Origin of the sequence: Microbacterium sp. TPD7012 (genome assembly GCF_003075395.1) — a bacterium.
Taxonomy (GTDB): domain Bacteria; phylum Actinomycetota; class Actinomycetes; order Actinomycetales; family Microbacteriaceae; genus Microbacterium.
This window is the reverse complement of sequence record NZ_QDFV01000001.1, coordinates 114,379-131,578: the sequence shown is the minus strand read 5'-3', so window position 1 is coordinate 131,578 and position 17,200 is coordinate 114,379. Positions and strand designations below refer to the sequence as shown.

At 66.0% G+C, this 17,200-nt stretch carries 17 protein-coding genes; 5 read left to right on the top strand and 12 right to left on the bottom strand.

From position 1 onward, the window contains the following. Positions 1-189: 189 nt before the first annotated feature. The 12 genes from DC434_RS00640 to rpmH form a co-directional block, all read right to left on the bottom strand. On the bottom strand, positions 190-717 hold the full coding sequence (locus tag DC434_RS00640) for a GrpB family protein (RefSeq protein ID WP_116633352.1): 528 nt from the start codon (positions 715-717) through the stop codon (positions 190-192). Position 718: 1 nt separating this feature from the next. Continuing rightward, positions 719-1,054 carry a tryptophan synthase subunit alpha gene (locus DC434_RS00635; RefSeq protein WP_116633351.1) on the bottom strand — a complete coding sequence of 112 codons (336 nt, stop codon included), beginning with the start codon at positions 1,052-1,054 and terminating at the stop codon, positions 719-721. 9 nt (positions 1,055-1,063) lie between these two features. After that, on the bottom strand, positions 1,064-2,512 hold the full coding sequence (locus DC434_RS00630) for a sugar porter family MFS transporter (RefSeq protein WP_116633350.1): 1,449 nt from the start codon (positions 2,510-2,512) through the stop codon (positions 1,064-1,066). A gap of 60 nt (positions 2,513-2,572) precedes the next feature. Beyond that, complete coding sequence (locus DC434_RS00625; RefSeq protein ID WP_116633349.1) at positions 2,573-3,541, bottom strand: ParB/RepB/Spo0J family partition protein; 969 nt, start codon at positions 3,539-3,541, stop codon at positions 2,573-2,575. Continuing rightward, a complete protein-coding gene (locus DC434_RS00620; RefSeq protein WP_243408738.1) occupies positions 3,541-4,416 on the bottom strand; it encodes a ParA family protein in 876 nt (291 codons plus the stop codon). The genes DC434_RS00625 and DC434_RS00620 overlap by 1 nt, the downstream gene beginning before the upstream one ends. A gap of 1,447 nt (positions 4,417-5,863) precedes the next feature. Next, positions 5,864-6,211: a VOC family protein gene (locus DC434_RS00615; protein ID WP_243408737.1), complete on the bottom strand. Its 348-nt coding sequence runs from the start codon at positions 6,209-6,211 to the stop codon at positions 5,864-5,866. A 284-nt stretch (positions 6,212-6,495) separates the two neighbouring features. Then, a complete protein-coding gene (gene rsmG / locus DC434_RS00610; protein ID WP_116633346.1) occupies positions 6,496-7,137 on the bottom strand; it encodes a 16S rRNA (guanine(527)-N(7))-methyltransferase RsmG in 642 nt (213 codons plus the stop codon). A gap of 39 nt (positions 7,138-7,176) precedes the next feature. After that, a complete protein-coding gene (locus DC434_RS00605) occupies positions 7,177-7,668 on the bottom strand; it encodes a R3H domain-containing nucleic acid-binding protein (protein ID WP_116633345.1) in 492 nt (163 codons plus the stop codon). After that, complete coding sequence (yidC, locus tag DC434_RS00600) at positions 7,665-8,735, bottom strand: membrane protein insertase YidC (protein WP_116633344.1); 1,071 nt, start codon at positions 8,733-8,735, stop codon at positions 7,665-7,667. The genes DC434_RS00605 and yidC overlap by 4 nt, the downstream gene beginning before the upstream one ends. 3 nt (positions 8,736-8,738) lie before the next feature. Next, entirely contained in the window at positions 8,739-9,089 is a 351-nt protein-coding gene (gene yidD / locus DC434_RS00595) for a membrane protein insertion efficiency factor YidD (RefSeq protein ID WP_116633343.1), read from the bottom strand. After that, entirely contained in the window at positions 9,086-9,442 is a 357-nt protein-coding gene (gene rnpA, locus DC434_RS00590; protein ID WP_116633342.1) for a ribonuclease P protein component, read from the bottom strand. Before rnpA ends, yidD begins: the two co-directional genes overlap by 4 nt. A gap of 6 nt (positions 9,443-9,448) precedes the next feature. Further along, on the bottom strand, positions 9,449-9,586 hold the full coding sequence (rpmH, locus tag DC434_RS00585; RefSeq protein ID WP_045278552.1) for a 50S ribosomal protein L34: 138 nt from the start codon (positions 9,584-9,586) through the stop codon (positions 9,449-9,451). Positions 9,587-9,904: 318 nt separating this feature from the next. Here rpmH and dnaA point away from each other — a divergent pair, with 318 nt between their 5' ends. The 5 genes from dnaA to gyrB all read left to right on the top strand — a co-directional run bounded on the left by dnaA (position 9,905) and on the right by gyrB (position 17,141). Continuing rightward, positions 9,905-11,296: a chromosomal replication initiator protein DnaA gene (dnaA, locus tag DC434_RS00580; RefSeq protein WP_116633341.1), complete on the top strand. Its 1,392-nt coding sequence runs from the start codon at positions 9,905-9,907 to the stop codon at positions 11,294-11,296. 493 nt (positions 11,297-11,789) lie between these two features. After that, a complete protein-coding gene (gene dnaN, locus DC434_RS00575) occupies positions 11,790-12,932 on the top strand; it encodes a DNA polymerase III subunit beta (RefSeq protein WP_116633973.1) in 1,143 nt (380 codons plus the stop codon). A gap of 280 nt (positions 12,933-13,212) precedes the next feature. Further along, a complete protein-coding gene (gene recF, locus DC434_RS00570; RefSeq protein WP_116633340.1) occupies positions 13,213-14,442 on the top strand; it encodes a DNA replication/repair protein RecF in 1,230 nt (409 codons plus the stop codon). Continuing rightward, positions 14,435-14,938: a DciA family protein gene (locus DC434_RS00565; protein WP_116633339.1), complete on the top strand. Its 504-nt coding sequence runs from the start codon at positions 14,435-14,437 to the stop codon at positions 14,936-14,938. The genes recF and DC434_RS00565 overlap by 8 nt, the downstream gene beginning before the upstream one ends. Positions 14,939-15,056: 118 nt before the next feature. Continuing rightward, entirely contained in the window at positions 15,057-17,141 is a 2,085-nt protein-coding gene (gene gyrB, locus DC434_RS00560) for a DNA topoisomerase (ATP-hydrolyzing) subunit B (protein WP_243408736.1), read from the top strand. Positions 17,142-17,200: the final 59 nt, after the last annotated feature.

Genomic DNA, 17,200 nt, shown 5'->3' with positions numbered 1-17,200 from the left:
ACGAAACGTCTCCCCGCATTGAAGTGGGTTCTCGTGATTCCGGGCGCAGCCGTCTGGGATGCGCCATACAGAGGTCGTGGCGGGGCGACGATCTGCGGACGGTGTCCCGATCTGCGGGCGCTTTGCGCGAAAGCATCCGCGGATCGGGACGCTGTCCGCGGATCGGGGCAGGCGGATGCTGCGACGCGGCTACCTGTCGGCGACGGGGACCGAGGGCAGGCCGCGGGCGGCACGGGCACGGTCGACGAGGTCCTGGATGACGGGGGCCTTGGCGGCGTTGTACGTGGAGGTGCCGCGGGCGGCAGCGGCCACGGCGTCGCACTTCGCGTGCGTGTAGCGGTCGGCATCCGCGGGGTGAGCCAGGAGCCAGTCGCGCAGGATGCGCTGGTTCACGGTGTCCCAGTCGGATGCGGGGAAGAAGTGCGCGATGCGGGTGCGGATGCCGTCCTCCTCGAACACCATCACCGGATGGCTCTGCACGCTGCTGCCGCGGCGCCAGCCGATCTCCTCGAGGGCCGGTCGGTGTCGTTCGAAGTCCTCGGCACCCTCGATCCGCACGGCGAGGTCGATGATCGGCTTGGCTCGCATGCCGGGAACCGCCGTCGATCCGATGTGCTCGATCAGCCAGCTCGGTTCGCCGTGCGCGCGCAGCTCTGCGGCGATCTCCTCGAAGCGAGCCGGCCAGGACGGATCGTACGAGACCAGCATCCGAGGCATGTCAGGACGCGTCGGCGACCGTCGGGTCCCACCGGCGGTGACGCTGCTTCTCGTCGAGGAGTCCCCAGACGGCGGGGGTCAGCTCGGGGTATTCCAGGGCGATCTGGCGCAGCACCCGATAGTGCCGGGCCGCGTTCGGCCGCACGCCGTCGTTCGCGGTGATGTTATCGGCCCGCAGGAGGTAGACGACGAGCTCGTCGACGCTCGGGAGCTCCTCCATGAAGTCCCACGGGTCCTCGCCGCCGAGCAGACGCTCCTGGATGAGGACCGCGAGCTCGTCCGCCGCTTCCGCACGCAGCACTTCGAGGCTGGCGCGGCGCTGGACGGACTCTGACATGCTTCCAGCCTACGTCCGACTGGGGCGACGCCGGCGCTCGACCTTCGTGTCTTCGCGCATGTCCTCGAGCTCCTTGCCCTTGGTCTCCGCGACCTTGAAGTACACGAAGAAGAACGACAGCAGGGCGAAGAACGCGTAGAACCCGTAGGCGAAGGGCAGCCCGATCGCCGAGAAGGCCGGGAACGTCGTCGAGATGAAGAAGTTGGCGACCCACTGCGCTGCCGCGGCGACGGCGAGGGCCCCGGCGCGGATCGAGTTCGGGAACATCTCCCCCAGCAACACCCACACCAGCGGCCCCCACGTGGCACCGAAGAACACGACGAAGCCGTTCGCGCAGATCAGGGCGACCGTCGCCCAGGGGTCGGGGAGCGTCACCGCGCCCGCGGCATCCAGTGTTCCGAAGGAGAAGGCCAGCGCCATCAGCCCCAGCGTGAGCGTCATGCCCACGGATCCCACGAGGAGCATGATCCGTCGGCCGACCCGATCCACGAGGAGGATCGCCACGATCGTGACGACGATGTTCGTCACCGAGGTGATCACCGTGATCAGGAGAGCCTGCGACTCCCCGAAGCCGACCGACTGCCACAGCGTCGTGGAGTAGTAGAAGATAACGTTGATGCCCACGAACTGCTGGAAGACCGACAGCAGGATGCCGACCCACACGATCGGCTTCAGACCCAGGCGGTTGCCCCGCAGATCACGCAGCGATTCCGAGCGCTCGGTGTTGAGCGTTCCGGTGATCTCGGCGATCTTCGCCTTCACGTCGACCGCACCGGTGACCGTGGTCAGAACTTCGGAGGCCTTCTCGAGCTCCCCCTTCGCGACGAGATAGCGCGGAGATTCGGGGAGTCTCATCGACACGACGCCGTAGACGATCGACGGAACCGCACCGGCGATGAACATCCAGCGCCACGCGTCCAGTCCCCAGAGCGGCTCTGCGGCTCCTCCTGCGACGTTCGCGAGCATCGCATCGGACAGGAGGGCGATGAAGATACCGGTGACGATGGCCAGCTGCTGGAGCGAGCCGAGCCGTCCGCGGATGTGCGCCGGCGAGACCTCGGCGATGTAGGCGGGCGCGATGACGGATGCCGCGCCGACGCCGAGTCCGCCGATGACGCGCCAGAAGATGAGGTCGATGACCCCGAACGCGAACCCGGAGCCCAGCGACGAGAGCAGGAACAGGACGGCGGCCACGACCATCACCGGGATTCGGCCGAACCGGTTGGCGAGGGGCCCGGCGAACCAGGCGCCGACGGCGCAGCCGATCAGCGCCGACGACACGGCGAAGCCCTTGAGGCCCACGCCGAGGTCGAACCCGGACTGACTGCCGGCCAGAGCATCGACCGCACCGTTGATCACGGCGGTGTCGAAGCCGAACAGGAAGCCGCCGAGAGCGGCGGCGACGCTGACCGCGATGACGCGGCCTCGTATGGCTGATCCGGGTTGTGTGCGCGACATTGTGCCCCTCCTCGACATCATCTGACGCGAGTCTAGGCCTCCCCCTGGCGCCGAGGGCGGTCAGCCGCGCCCGTATCCCTGTTCGCCGAGTTCCTCAAGAATCCGGTTCAGATCCTGAATCGACGCGAAATCGATCGTGACCTGGCCTTTACGAGCACCCAGAGCGATCTTCACGCGAGTGTTCAGGCGGTCGCCGAGCTTGCCGGCGACCTCGTCGAGGTAGGCGCGTCGCGCTCCCGGGGTGGGTTTCGGAGCCTTCCCCGCGGTCGACGGCTGCGACTTCGCGACCTCTTCCGTGGCGCGCACGGAGAGATCCTCGTTCACGACCTTGTCGGCCAGACGCTGCATCGCCTCGGGAGTCTCGAGGCTGAGGATCGCGCGAGCGTGGCCTGCCGTGAGCACTCCGGCGGCGACCCGCTGCTGCACCGGGACAGGGAGCTTGAGGAGCCGGATCGTGTTGCTGATCTGGGGTCGCGACCGCCCGATTCGGGTCGCGAGCTCCTCCTGCGTGATGCCGAAGTCCTCGAGGAGCTGCTGGTACGCGGAAGCCTCTTCCAGCGGGTTGAGCTCGGAGCGATGCAGGTTCTCGAGGAGGGCGTCCCGGAGGAGATCCTCGTCTGCGGTCTCGCGGACGATCACAGGGATCGTGTCGAGCCCGGCCTCCCGGGCTGCGCGGGTGCGCCGCTCCCCCATGATGAGCTCGTACTCGCCGTCGGAGTTCTTCCGCACGACGACCGGCTGCAGGACGCCGAACTCACGGACGCTGTGCACCAGTTCCGCGAGGTCCTCCGGATTGAAGTGCGTACGCGGCTGTCGCGGGTTCGGGACGATGGTGTTCGGATCGACCTGGACGAGGTGGATGCCGGGAACGGCTGCCAGCTCCTCCTGCTCGCGAGCGACCGTGCTGACCTGGTCCTCGCTCGGACGGAGATTCGCGCCCGGGAAGAACACGTCGACGGGACGCTCCGCCTGATCCGCCGTCGGAATCAGGGCGCCGATGCCCCGACCCAGTCCAGTGCGCTTCGCCATCATTTCTCCTTGCTCTGCGTCGCTGTGCGCGACGCGATCTCGACAGCGGCCTCGCGATACGCGATCGCGCCGGCGGACTGCCCATCGTAGGCGATCACCGTCTGGCCGAAGCTCGGTGCCTCCGACACACGTACCGAGCGCGGGATCACGGTCTCCAGCACCTGCGTCGGGAAGTGGGTCCGCACCTCATCCGCCACCTGCTGGGCCAGACGGGTGCGCCCGTCGAACATCGTCAGCAGGATGGTGGAGAGGTGCAGCGAGGGATTCAGGTGCTTCTGGATCATCTGGATGCTGCCGAGCAGCTGGCTCAGGCCCTCCAGTGCGTAGTACTCGCACTGGATCGGGATGAAGACCTCGGATGCCGCGGTGAAGGCATTGATCGTCAGCAGCCCGAGTGACGGCGGGCAGTCGATGATGACGAAGTCCATCGGGCTGTCGACGAGGTAGTCCTCCAGGGCCCGGCGGAGCCGATGCTCCCTCGCGACCTGAGCGACGAGCTCGATCTCGGCGCCGGCGAGGTGGATGGTGCTCGGAGCACAGAAGAGGTTGGGATCCTCGGGGCTCTGCTGCACGATGTCCGCCAGCGGGAACTCCTCGATGAGCACGTCATAGACGCTCGGGACCTCGGCGCTGTGCGGGACGCCGAGCGCCGTGGATGCGTTGCCCTGTGGATCGAGGTCGATGACCAGAACCTTGGCGCCGAGTCCGGCGAGAGCCGAAGCGACATTGACGGCCGTGGTCGTCTTCCCCACGCCGCCCTTCTGATTCGACACCGTCAGCACGCGGGTCTCCCCCGTGAACTCGACCTTCGCGGCTTCGAGCGCACGGCGCCGAGCAGACAGGTCGGCGAGCTCCCGCGCGAGCGGTGTATCCATCCCGAACGACTCGTTCGGTGATGCCTTCTCGGATTGTTTCACGTGAAACATCCACTCCTTTCGGGGCCGCGTACCACTCTAATCGCAGGAGGCGACCTTGGACTTACCGAGGGTCTCCGAGGCCCTTCGGCTGACACCCTCGGTCACACTCCTTCGGTCTCTGCAGGGTGCCGGAGTGCTGACTCTTCCACTCAGGGCGCCGGTGTCCACCCAGGGCTCTGCGGATGCAGCTCCGGGAATCAGTCCACCCACGTCTCGAGCCGCGACCGCAGCAGGCGGCCGACGATACATGTTTCACGTGAAACATGTATGCTCGCGAAGCCCCAGCGTCGCGCTGAAAGCGCCGTGGGAGACGGGAGGGAAGTTCTCTCTTCGCAGCGCAGGCACCCTCCCCTGCCGCATTCTCTCCGATACGCGCGCCAAGGACTTCACGCACCTGCGAGATCAGGCGCTCACGCAACTGCGGTCCTACAACCGGCCACCGATGCCAACCTCACGTGGACCGGGTGCTCGCCCAGCACGGCGCCGAGCTGCCTGTTCCGCAGGGATCGATTCTGTTCATACACCCCCCGGACCTCTCCCCCGCGAGGTCCCGCGGAGGACCATGCGCCGTGCCCGCCCACCTCCACCATCACGGTTCTGGGGAGGCTGCACCCGAAGAGCCGTGCGGTGTCACCTTCTCCGGCGAACGGAGACCGCCCTCGATGGGCGTATCTCGGGAGCGCCCGCATCTTGAGAGCGCTGTTCATCCTCCCGTGAAGCGCCTCTTGACGCTCGGAACACCCGCCCACCCCGCCGCAGGAGTCACGCGACGGTCAGGCGAGACGATCAAGCGAGATGTTTCACGTGAAACGGATGCTCGCGGCTGGTTGTCTTGCAGTCCTCACGCGGGACTCTTCCAGGCACTCACATCAGCGAGTCGCGCAGTCGCGGCGTGACCCGTGCGCGTCTTGCATGTCTGCGTGCGGGAGTTCTCAAGATGCTCGCCGGACAGGATCCCCCCATCACGAATCCCCGGATTCGGAGATCCACCCTCCTTCGAACATCGATCGAGTGCGCGACGCCGGGCTGATCCGCCGTACTCGCGTCCACAGGGCGACCCACCCCAGACTCGGTCAGGAAGACGGATCTCGGTCAGGAGGACAGACGTTTCACGTGAAACGGTGGGCATGAGTCCCTGCCAGGCGCAACCTCCCCAGGTCTCCCTGGAGCCATCGACGCATGTCGGTGAGCCGGCAACCAGTCAGGGATGCACCCTTACCCGGTGCGTTGAAGGTCCCTCGCAGTCCAGATTCCCCAGCTCGTCGACATCGTCGATCTCGTAGGTGGCCCCGACCTCGGTCTCGACGTCATGTTTCACGTGAAACATCGCCCCCCGAGGAAGGCCTCCTCGCGCTCGCCTCCATCACGGAGCATGTAGGCGCGGGAATAGGCGACGGCTGGCACCCTATTGCAGAGCAGAGGGCACCATATGCATACCGACGTTGATGACGCTCCCACCGGCATCGCGGTAGAAGAAGCGCGTGACGCCCCAGGGTTCGTCCGTCAGCGGATACACGATCTCCGCGCCGGCGGCGACGGCCCGGCGCAACGCCTCCCCCACGTCATCCACGAAGACCGAGACATCCGGGTTCACCGCAGCGGACGCATCATGGGTCATGACGCTCAGCTGTCGACCGGCATCATCGGCGAGCGTCACGATCCATCCGTGATCCATGACCACCGACATGCCCAACACCCTCCGATGAACCTCGACCGCGCTCGCGACGTCCGCCACAGTCAGGATCGGCACCACTCGCTCCACATGCATGCCCCCTATAAGACCTCACTGCCCGGGGCAACCACCAGTCCTACCCGTTGAGACCGACCTCGCGATCATGGACTGCATGGAAGCTCGTCCGCGGGTGCGGGATCGCTCCCGGCGTGAGCATCGGGAGGGATCCCCGCTTGCGGGGAGGGTGCCCGCTTTGCGAACGAAGGGAGCGATCCCGCACCCGCCCACGCGCAACACCGCCCACGATGGACCCACATGTGAACTGCGACAAAGGCGATGTTTCACGTGAAACATCCGAACCCGACTCAGCGGACGACGGCCCGCACGACTCGCGTAATTTCCGGCAGCACACCCTCGCCCAGCACCTCGACGCGCACGTCCGAGAGGCGGAACTTCTTGATCTGCTTCTGTGCCGCGGCGATCTCGTTCGCAGCGTTCATGCCCTTGAGAAGCGTGAGCTCTCCCCCGTCGCGCACGAGGGGTGCCGTCAGGGGGATGAGCGTGCGGAGTGCACTTACTGCTCGCGCCGTCACGACATCGAAGCCATCGGCAGGGCGCACGTCCTCCGCCCGAGCTCGCACCACATCGACATTGTCCAACCCGAGAGCAGTGACCTGCTCGTTGAGCCAGGTGACCCGTCGCTCCATGGGCTCGATGAGCGTCCACTGCACGTCCGGTCGGGCGATCGCCAGTACCAGGCCCGGCAGTCCCGCACCGGAACCGATGTCCGCGACGGATCCATGGAAGAGCGGCGCAGCGAGCACGCTGTTCAGGACATGGCGGGTCCACAGGCGCGGGAGCTCGAGCGGGCCGATGAGACCGCGCTCCTCGCCTTCTCGCGCCAAGGCTGCCGTGAACGATCGAGCCACATCGATCCGATCCCCGAAGAGCTCCGCAGCGATCTCGGGCTCGACCTCGAGCTCGGCACCATTCGCACTCACGGACATGGGATCAGACCCTCGCCACTCGATGTTTCACGTGAAACATCAACGGCGACGCAGCACCGTGTGCCGGTCAGCGCCCTCACCGTACGACTCGGAGACGAGGCCCCGGTCGGCAGCGATGTCGTGAACCAGCTTGCGCTCGTAGCTGGACATCGACGGCAGGGATGCCTGAGACGAGCCCTCGTCGAGCTTCGCGGCCGCAGCATCCACCAGCGTCTCGAGCTGTCGGCGACGCGTGTCGCGCGATCCGCCGATGTCGAGGATCAGACGCGAGAACGAACCCGTGCGGTTCTGCACCGCGAGACGCGTGAGCTCCTGAAGAGCCTGCACGGTGTCGGGCGCCGAGAGCAGAGCGAGTCCATCGCCCTCTGCCTCGACCGACACATAGGCGCGACCCTGACGGACATCGAGGTTCAGATCCCCATCGATGTCGGCGATGTCGAGCAGCTCCTCGAGGTAGTCCGCGGCGACGTCACCCTCGTTCTCCAGCTGTGCCACCGTCGGTTCGGTGGTCTCGGTCACGACCTCACTCATGAACCGCTCCCCTTCTTCTTCGCGCGCTTCTTACCCACCGGCTGCTGACGCTTCGGTGCCTCTGCCTTGGCCTTCTCCGCCTCGTCCAGCAGGCGCTTCTGCTCCGCCTCGTACGCAGCCATCGGGACGACCTTGCCGGACGAATCGATCGCCTTGCCCTTCTTCGCGAGGCGCTCCTCGCGCGCCTTGGCGGCTTCGGAACCGGGAGTCGGCATCTCGCGGATGACGAGGAACTGCTGGCCCATCGTCCACAGGTTCGAGATGAACCAGTAGACGACGACGCCGAGCGGGAAGAAGATGCCCGAGAAGATGAAGCCGAGCGGCAGCACGTAGAGCATGATCTTCTGCATCTGGTACGCCTGGCCGGTCTTGGCCTCGGGCGACAGGTTCTTCGAGATGATCTGCAGCTGGGTGAAGAACTGCGATCCGATCATGAGCACGACCAGCGTGACCAGGATGATGATCGCCGTGGTGTTCTGCGCATCCACGGCATTGCCGAGAGTCTCATGCAGCGAGGCGACGCCGAACAGCTTGGCGTCGTAGAACTCCTTCGTCAGTTCCGGGCTGAGGAACCCGACGCCGCCGATCCCGGCCTTCGCGTGCTTGCTGACGTCGCTCAGCACGCTGAAGAGCGAGAAGAAGATGGGCATCTGCACGAGGAGCGGAAGGCAGCTCGACATCGGCGTCGTGCCGTGCTTCTTGTACAGCGCCATGGTCTCGCGGCTCATGGCCTCGCGAGAGAGCTGATCCTTCTTGCCGCGGTACTTCTCCTGGACTTTCCGCAGCTCAGGAGCGATTTCCATCATCTTTCGCTGGCTCTTGATCTGCTTGACGAACAGCGGGATCAGAGCGGCACGGACGACGATGACGAGACCGACGATCGACAGGACCCAGGTGAGACCGGATGCCGCGGGCAGACCCACCGCGGTGAGGAGCCAGTGCCACGCGACGAGGATCATCTCGACCAGCCACTTCAGCGGCCAGAGGATGGTGCCGATCAGGTCGAAACCACCTCCCGCAGCGTCGGGGCTGGGTGTGGTGCTGGCGAGCAGAAGGTCAAGACCCACCGTTCAGTCCTTTCGGGAAGGGACGACGAAACCGTGAGCAGTCAGGTCGTAGCGGAAGTGTTCGTGCGGACGGACGTCATCGACGCCGCCGCGAGTCCAGGGATTGCAGCGGAGGATGCGCCACGCAGAGAACAGCGTTCCCCGCACGGCGCCGTGCTGCTGCACCGCACCTACAGCGTAAGCGGAACAGCTGGGGTAGTACGCACAGACATCTCCATACAGAGGAGAGATGGTCTTGCGATACGCGGTCAGGAATCCCAGCACAAGATTCCGCGGTATCAGAGGGATGCTGCGCACGAGGTCGCGGGACTGCATCCGAGCCGAGCCGATCGACGATGCCGGCAGTGCGGTCATGAGGTGCCAGCCGTCGACACCGGCGCCAGCCGGCCGAGACAGCGGTTCACATCCGCGCTGAGCTCGGCGAAGGACGCCGTCGCGGATGCAGGAAGGGCACGGATGACGACATCCGTGCCCTCGGGTACGCGCGGGAGCGCATCCGCGCAGACGGCTTTCAGACGCCGACGCACGGTGTTGCGCACCACGGCGGTGCCCACCTGCTTGCTGATGATGAATCCGAACCGTGCGGCCCTGCTCTCACCCGTCGACATCATCGACGTGATGACGCTCGACCCGCCACAACGCGATCCGCGGCGAACGACCAGTCGATAGTCGCTCCCGCGGGTCAGCCGATACGGGCGGGCGAGCACAGCGGACTACGCGGAGAGCTCGGTGCGGCCCTTCGCGCGGCGGGCAGCGAGGATGCCGCGGCCGGCGCGCGTGCGCATGCGAGCGCGGAAGCCGTGCTTCTTGGCGCGACGACGGTTGTTGGGCTGGAAAGTGCGCTTAGTCATGGAATCACTCCGGGAATACTGCCACCGGGTTCACTGCGACCGGAGACATGGGGAACTGCCAAAAAAATGGCATAAGTCAACCAAGTAAGGGTACGTCCTGCCGGCGCGCAGAGCAAATCTGCGCGCTGGAGCGGCGGGGACCCGTCACGAACCGCACAGCCATTATCCACAACCGGGGCGCGCCCGGGGCGCATGACACGCGCGCGGAATTCCCGGGGCAGGTTGCCGTTCCCAGCCGCGATGACTACCGTGGCAACCGAAGTTATCCACAGGGGCACGGCACGTCGGAGCCCTCATCGAATCCCCGTCCGGAGCGTCATGTCCTCACCAGCCCAGCCCGACGTTCCGATCTGGACCACGGTGCAGGAGCTCCTGGTGGACGATGACCGGGTCACGCCGCAGCTGCAGGGCTTCCTGAGCCTGGCGGTCCCGGCCGGTGTGATGGCCGCGACCCTCTACCTCGAGGTGCCCAACGATCTCACCGCCGCGCAGATCAACAAACGTCTGCGGCTGCCGATCATGGAGGCCCTCTCCCACATCGGCGAGGAGGTCACCTCGTACCGCGTCGTCGTGAACCACGAGCTCGCCGAGCAGCCGACCGCACCGATCGCCGTCGCCGACTTCGGCCGACACGAGCCCGTGCGCGTCGAGTCACCCATGGAGCAGCCCACACAGCTGCGCCACGAATCCCGGCTCAACCCGAAGTACACCTTCGACAACTTCGTCATCGGCCAGTCCAACCGCTTCGCACACGCGGCGGCGGTCGCGGTCGCCGAGGCGCCGGCCAAGGCCTACAACCCCCTCTTCATCTACGGGGACTCGGGACTCGGCAAGACGCACCTCCTTCACGCCATCGGCGACTACGCCCAATCGCTCTACGCCGGCGTCAAGGTGCGCTACGTCTCGAGCGAGGAGTTCACGAACGACTTCATCAACTCGATCGCGAACAACCGCGGAGCCGCGTTCCAGGCGCGCTACCGCGACGTCGACATCCTCCTCATCGACGACATCCAGTTCCTGCAGGGTCGAGCCGAGACGCAGGAGGCGTTCTTCCACACCTTCAACACGCTGCACGACCACAACAAGCAGGTCGTGATCACGAGCGATGTCGCCCCGAAGCACCTGACCGGCTTCGAAGACCGGATGCGCAGCCGCTTCGAGTGGGGTCTGATCACCGACGTGCAGGCTCCCGACCTGGAGACGCGCATCGCGATCCTCCGCAAGAAGGCGCAGAGCGAGGCTCTCCACATCCCCGACGAGGTGCTCGAGTACATCGCGACCGTGGTGTCGTCGAACATCCGCGAGCTCGAGGGCGCCCTCATCCGGGTCTCCGCCTTCGCGAGCCTCAACCGCTCGTCGCTCGACATCTCCCTCGCGCAGACCGTGCTCCGCGACATCATCGACACGGCCGAGGACAACATCATCTCGCCGACCGACATCATCACGGCCACCGCGCAGTACTTCAAGCTGACGGTCGACGACCTCTACGGCTCCAGTCGCTCGCAGCAGATCGCCACCGCCCGTCAGATCGCGATGTACCTGTGCCGTGAGCGGACCAGCCTCTCGCTGCCCAAGATCGGACAGCTCTTCGGCAACAGGGATCACACCACGGTGATGTACGCCTACAAGAAGATCAGCGAGCTCATGAAGGAGCGACGTTCGATCTACAACCAGGTCACCGAGATCACGACGCAGCTCGGCCGGCGCTGACCTCACGCCGCCTCCGGAGGGGGACACGACACCGATCCCGGTGCCGTGTCCCCCTTTTCGTTGTCCCGACACGCCTGCGCAGCATCCGATAAATGCCTCTATGCACATGTGGATAACTTGTGGATGATCCGGGAAACCATCGGGACGAATGTGAGCTCAGACGTCAAACCTGTGGATAACTACGGGGACGGCGAAGAGAGGGCGGATGCCGTGAACCCGCGGATTCCTCAGGGATTCCACAAGTGACAGCCGTGTAGTTCCTTACTCGCGTCTGCTTTCCACCGAGTTATCCACAGAATCCACAGCGGTTAACACCGTTAAGGAGTTAACCCTTTGAAGCGGCGATCCGATCACCAGACGATGGGGACGAGCGCCGAGCGGATCACAAAACCTCCGAGCGTAGGGATACGCGGGAGTGTGGGGCTAGCATGGGAAGCCCTGCACCGGCAGGACTGACGACGACATGTCACAGATCGACGACAAGGGAGCACCCGTGAGGTTTCAGGTCAACCGCGATGTCTTCAGCGAGGCAGTGTCGTTCGTCGTCAAGCTCCTCCCGCAGCGGAACCCGCAGCCGATCCTCGCCGGTGTGCTGATCGAGGCAGACGGCTCAGGCCTCACCCTCTCGGCTTTCGACTACGAGGCATCCGCTCGCACCACCATCGAGGCCACGGTCGAGACGCCCGGCACGATCCTCGTCCACGGCCGCCTGCTCTCCGACATCGCCAGCCGTCTGCCGAACGCTCCGATCGAGATCGCGGTCGAAGACGACGGTGGGATCACCGTCACCTGCGGCTCTGCCCGATTCACCCTCGCCGCCATGCCCGTCGAGGAATATCCGTCGATCCCCGAGGTCTCCGGATCCTCCGGTGTGGTTCCCGCCGACGACTTCGGCACGGCGATCGCGCAGGTCGGCTTCGCCGCGTCGCGCGACGACGTCACCCCCGTGCTGACCGGTGTGCAGCTCGCCGTCTCCGGCCAGAGCCTCAGCCTCGTCGCGACCGACCGTTACCGGGTCTCGATCCGCGACGTGCCGTGGGACGGCGAAGAGGTCGAGGCCACCGCGCTCGTCCCCGCGCGCACCCTCGTCGAGGTCGGGAAGACCTTCGGCCACGCCGGCACGATCCAGATCGCCTTCTCGGGTGCCGGTGAGCGTGAGATCATCGCCTTCACCGCGGGGAACAAGACCGTCACCTCGCTGCTGATCAAGGGGAACTTCCCGCCGGTCCGTCGTCTCTTCCCCGAGCAGACCGATCACTACGCGGTGGTCAACACGGCAGATCTCGTCGAGGCCGTGCGTCGTGTGTCGCTGGTTCTCGACCGTGCCGCTCCGCTGCGGTTCACGTTCACGAGCGACAGCGTCACGATGGATGCCTCAGGCAGCGAGCACGCCCGTGCGTCCGAGTCGGTCGACGCGATCCTCTCGGGCGGCGACGAGGTCACGCTCGGTCTGAACCCGCAGTACCTGATCGAGGCGCTCGGCGCCGTGAAGAGCGAGTTCGTCCGCGTGACCTTCACGTCGAGCGACAACGCCAACAAGCTGAGTCCGGTCCTCATCACGAGCCAGACCTCGGTGGATCAGGCCGGTCTCGACTCGTTCAAGTACCTGCTGCAGCCCAACCTCCTCCTTCGCTGACCTACCCGTCGCCGTCCCGGCGCCCTTCGACAAGCTCAGGGCCCCAGCAAGGCGGCACGTTTCGTCTCGCTCCGCTCGCTCAACGACCGGGCGACCGCGGATATCGCACGCAGTAGAAGAGCGAAGCGAGCCGCTGCCACCCCGGTACCCCTCGCATCTCCCACGCGAAACCTCGCGATACGCGAAACCTGAGGACGTGGGGATGCTCCCGGAGTGAGTCCGCCTCGACGCCACCCTGCTCACCCCAAGACTGTCGGACCCCGAAGGTAGGCTGACCCTCGTGATTGTGGAACACCTGAGCTTGGTCGATTTCCGCAACTACGCGACCGCTGAACTCGCTCTTCACAGCGGCCCGAACGTTCTCGTCGGCCGCAACGGCCAGGGCAAGACGAATCTGGCTGAGGCCGTCGTCTTCCTCGCGACCCTGGGTTCGCACCGGGTGTCGTCGGATGCGCCGATGGTGCGCGACGGCCAGGAGTACGCGATCATCCGCGCGCGGCTGTCGCACGGAGAGCGCAAGGTCCTCGTCGAGGTGCAGCTGAATCGTCAGGGATCCAACAAGGCGCGCATCAACGGCTCCCCGTCGAAGGCGAACGAGCTGCCGCGGTATGCGCACGTCGTCCTGTTCGCTCCGGAGGATCTGCAGATCGTGCGCGGCGACCCGTCCGCACGTCGACGTTTCGCCGATCAGCTCCTCATCCAGCGCACACCGCGGATGGCGGCGGTGCTGGGCGACTACGACCGGGTGCTGAAGCAGCGGAACGCCCTGCTGAAGTCGGCGCGTGCGCGCGGCATCCGCGGAGAGGGTCTCAGCACCCTCGATGTGTGGGATGACAAGCTCGTCGCGCTGGGCTCCGAGATCATCACCGCTCGTCAGCGTCTCGCCGCCGATCTTCAGCAGCCGGTGGCCGATGCCTACGCGGCGATCGCCGGCGAAGACCATCGTCCTCAACTCGAGTGGGCCCTGTCGGTGAGCGGCGGCGACCCCGAGGAAGACGTCTCCGAGCCGACGGATGCCGATGGGCCGGCGCCGTATGACAAGGTCGGCGAGACACGTCTGATCGCCGAGATGTTCCGCGCCTCTCTCGCCGCCAAGCGCTCGAGTGAGCTCGACCGGGGCCTCACGCTCACCGGTCCGCATCGCGACGACCTCGTGCTGCGGGTGCGGGATCTGCCGGTGAAGGGCTACGCCTCGCACGGCGAGTCGTGGTCGGTGGCTCTGGCGCTGCGCCTCGCGTCGGCGGAACTGCTGCGGAGCGAATCCCCGGCCGGTGACCCGGTGCTCATCCTGGACGACGTGTTCGCCGAGCTCGATGCCGACCGTCGTCAGCGACTCGCGTCACTGACCGCGGCGTACGAGCAGGTGGTGGTCACGGCGGCGGTGGAGGAGGATATCCCCGCGGTGCTGCACGCCCATGTGGTGCGGATCAGCGCCGGCACGATCAGCGATGAACGAACCCCTGGACAGACCGAGGGACCCAGCGCAGAGGAGACGGGCGAAGATGACTGACGCCGCGTCCACTCCTGCGGCCGCCGAGGTTCCCGAGACGGTGGCCACCTATCTGCGTCTGCGAGGACTCAAGCCGAGTTCCACGTCGTGGAGGCGCAAGCGCCGGATCGTCGACGACGAGAACGCGCCTTTCACCCCCGGCCGGGATCCCGGATCCCTGGGTGCCGTGCTCGATCGGCTGAGTCGCGACTCCGGGTGGCAGACGACCCTGGCACGCGAGGACCTGGTGCGCCAGTGGGCCGATCTTGCCGGTGCCGACACGGCGAAGCACTCCGAACCGGTCTCCCTGGAGCGCGGACTGCTGACCGTGAAGTGCGATTCGACGGCCTGGGCGAAGAACCTCCAGTTCATGCGCGCGACCATCCTCACCGAGATCGGTCGGCGCTATCCGGATGCCGGTGTGGAGAACCTCCGCTTCATCGGACCGGACGTTCCCTCCTGGAAATGGGGTCCCAGAGCCGTTCCAGGACGGGGCCCACGCGATACCTACGGGTAGGGCACCATGCGAGGGGTCTGAAACGCTCAGAGGGCCACACGCGGCCTCTGAGCCGCATATCGTGACGAAATCCCGCTAGAATGGGAGTTCGTGATATCGATGTGGAGAATGCCCTCTGATGACGCCTGAATCCCCCGCAGACGAGACGGAATCGACCAACGGAGGGACCCCCGAGAACGGCTCCGTGAACGGACACTCGCCGATCTCACCCACCTCGAAGCAACCCGGTGAATACGGGGCCGACGAGATCCAGATCCTCGAAGGACTCGAGGCCGTCCGCAAGCGCCCCGGCATGTACATCGGCTCCACGGGTCCGCGCGGTCTGCACCACCTCGTCTACGAGATCGTCGACAACTCCGTCGATGAGGCCCTCGCCGGCTACTGCGACGCGATCATCGTCTCCCTTCTGGAAGACGGCGGAGTGCGCGTGGTCGACAACGGCCGCGGCATCCCGGTCGACCCGCACTCCTCCGACCCGAACAAGTCGACGGTCGAGGTCGTCCTGACGATCCTGCACGCCGGCGGAAAGTTCGGGGGCGGCGGATACGCGGTCTCCGGCGGTCTGCACGGTGTCGGCTCGTCGGTCGTCAACGCGCTCTCGACGCGGTTCGAGATCGACATCAAGCGCCAGGGATACACCTGGCACCACAGCTTCGCCGACGGCGGTCACCCGCAGCAGGCCCTGGAGCGCGGCGCCGAGACCGATGAGACCGGAACCGACATCACGTTCTGGCCCGACCCCGCCATCTTCACCGAGGGCGTCGAGTTCGACTACGAGACCCTGCGCACGCGCTTCCAGCAGATGGCGTTCCTGAACAAGGGGCTGCGCATCGAGCTGCACGACGAGCGCGCCGGACACACCGAGGTCATCGAAGAGGACGGCACGAGCGTCGAGCAGCAGCGCGGCGACGTCTTCCTCTACGAGCGCGGTCTGGTCGACTACGTCGAGTACCTGAACAAGGTGCGTCACGCCGAGGTCGTGAACGACGAGATCATCGCCTTCGAGTCGGAAGACGCGGAGCGCAAGATCTCCCTCGAGGTCGCGATGCAGTGGACGACCTCGTACACCGAGAACGTCTTCACCTATGCGAACACGATCAACACGCACGAGGGTGGCACGCACGAGGAGGGTTTCCGTGCGGCGCTGACCACCCTGGTCAACAAGTACGCCCGTGCGAACAACCTGCTCAAGGAGAAGGACGACAACCTCTCCGGCGACGACGTGCGCGAGGGGCTGACCGCGGTCATCTCGATCAAGCTCGGTGAGCCGCAGTTCGAGGGCCAGACGAAGACCAAGCTCGGCAACACCGAGGCGAAGGCGTTCGTGCAGAAGGTTGTCGGCGATCAGCTCGGCGACTGGCTCGACCGCAACCCGAGCCAGGCCAAGAACGTGATCCGCAAGGCCATCGACGCCGCGACCGCGCGTCTCGCTGCCCGCAAGGCGCGCGAGACCGCCCGCCGCAAGAGCGTGTTCGAGTCGGCGGCGATGCCCGACAAGCTCAAGGACTGCACGAGCAAGGACCCGTCGATCAGCGAGATCTTCCTCGTGGAGGGCGACTCGGCCGGCGGTTCGGCGGTGCAGGGTCGCGACCCGCACACGCAGGCGATCCTGGCGCTGCGCGGCAAGATCCTCAACGTGGAGCGTGCGCGTCTCGACAAGGCGCTCGGCAACCGCGAGGTCCAGGCGATGATCCAGGCCTTCGGCACGGGTATCGGCGAGGACTTCGACATCGAGAAGGCCCGCTATCACAAGATCGTCCTGATGGCGGATGCCGACGTCGACGGTCAGCACATCACGACGCTGCTGCTCACGCTGCTGTTCCGCTACATGCGCGGACTCATCGAGGCGGGCTTCGTCTACCTCGCGATGCCTCCGCTGTACCGCCTGAAGTGGTCGAACTCGGCGCACGAGTACGTGTTCAGCGACGCCGAGCGCGACGCCCTGCTCAAGCACGGCCTCGACAACGGCAAGCGCATCCCGAAGGACGCCGGCATCCAGCGCTACAAGGGTCTCGGCGAGATGAACGCCAAGGAGCTGTGGGAGACCACGATGGATCACACCACGCGGACGCTCCGCCAGGTGACCATCGAGGATGCCGCGGCCGCCGACGAGATCTTCAGCGTACTGATGGGTGAGGACGTCGAATCCCGGCGCAGCTTCATCCAGCGCAACGCCAAGGACGTCCGCTTCCTCGACATCTAGCGAAACCCTGGGTCCCTGAGCTTGTCGAAGGGCACCCAGACGCTTCGACAAGCTCAGCG

Coding starts and splice junctions, on each gene's coding strand:
- yidD (WP_116633343.1), bottom strand. CDS start 9,089: ATGACCGCACTGCCGGCATCGTCGATCGGCTCGGCTCGGATGCAGTCC.
- rsmG (WP_116633346.1), bottom strand. CDS start 7,137: ATGTCCGTGAGTGCGAATGGTGCCGAGCTCGAGGTCGAGCCCGAGATC.
- DC434_RS00565 (WP_116633339.1), top strand. CDS start 14,435: ATGACTGACGCCGCGTCCACTCCTGCGGCCGCCGAGGTTCCCGAGACG.
- gyrB (WP_243408736.1), top strand. CDS start 15,057: ATGACGCCTGAATCCCCCGCAGACGAGACGGAATCGACCAACGGAGGG.
- DC434_RS00625 (WP_116633349.1), bottom strand. CDS start 3,541: ATGGCGAAGCGCACTGGACTGGGTCGGGGCATCGGCGCCCTGATTCCG.
- DC434_RS00605 (WP_116633345.1), bottom strand. CDS start 7,668: ATGAGTGAGGTCGTGACCGAGACCACCGAACCGACGGTGGCACAGCTG.
- DC434_RS00635 (WP_116633351.1), bottom strand. CDS start 1,054: ATGTCAGAGTCCGTCCAGCGCCGCGCCAGCCTCGAAGTGCTGCGTGCG.
- DC434_RS00620 (WP_243408738.1), bottom strand. CDS start 4,416: ATGGATACACCGCTCGCGCGGGAGCTCGCCGACCTGTCTGCTCGGCGC.
- rpmH (WP_045278552.1), bottom strand. CDS start 9,586: ATGACTAAGCGCACTTTCCAGCCCAACAACCGTCGTCGCGCCAAGAAG.
- DC434_RS00640 (WP_116633352.1), bottom strand. CDS start 717: ATGCCTCGGATGCTGGTCTCGTACGATCCGTCCTGGCCGGCTCGCTTC.
- DC434_RS00630 (WP_116633350.1), bottom strand. CDS start 2,512: ATGTCGCGCACACAACCCGGATCAGCCATACGAGGCCGCGTCATCGCG.
- dnaA (WP_116633341.1), top strand. CDS start 9,905: ATGTCCTCACCAGCCCAGCCCGACGTTCCGATCTGGACCACGGTGCAG.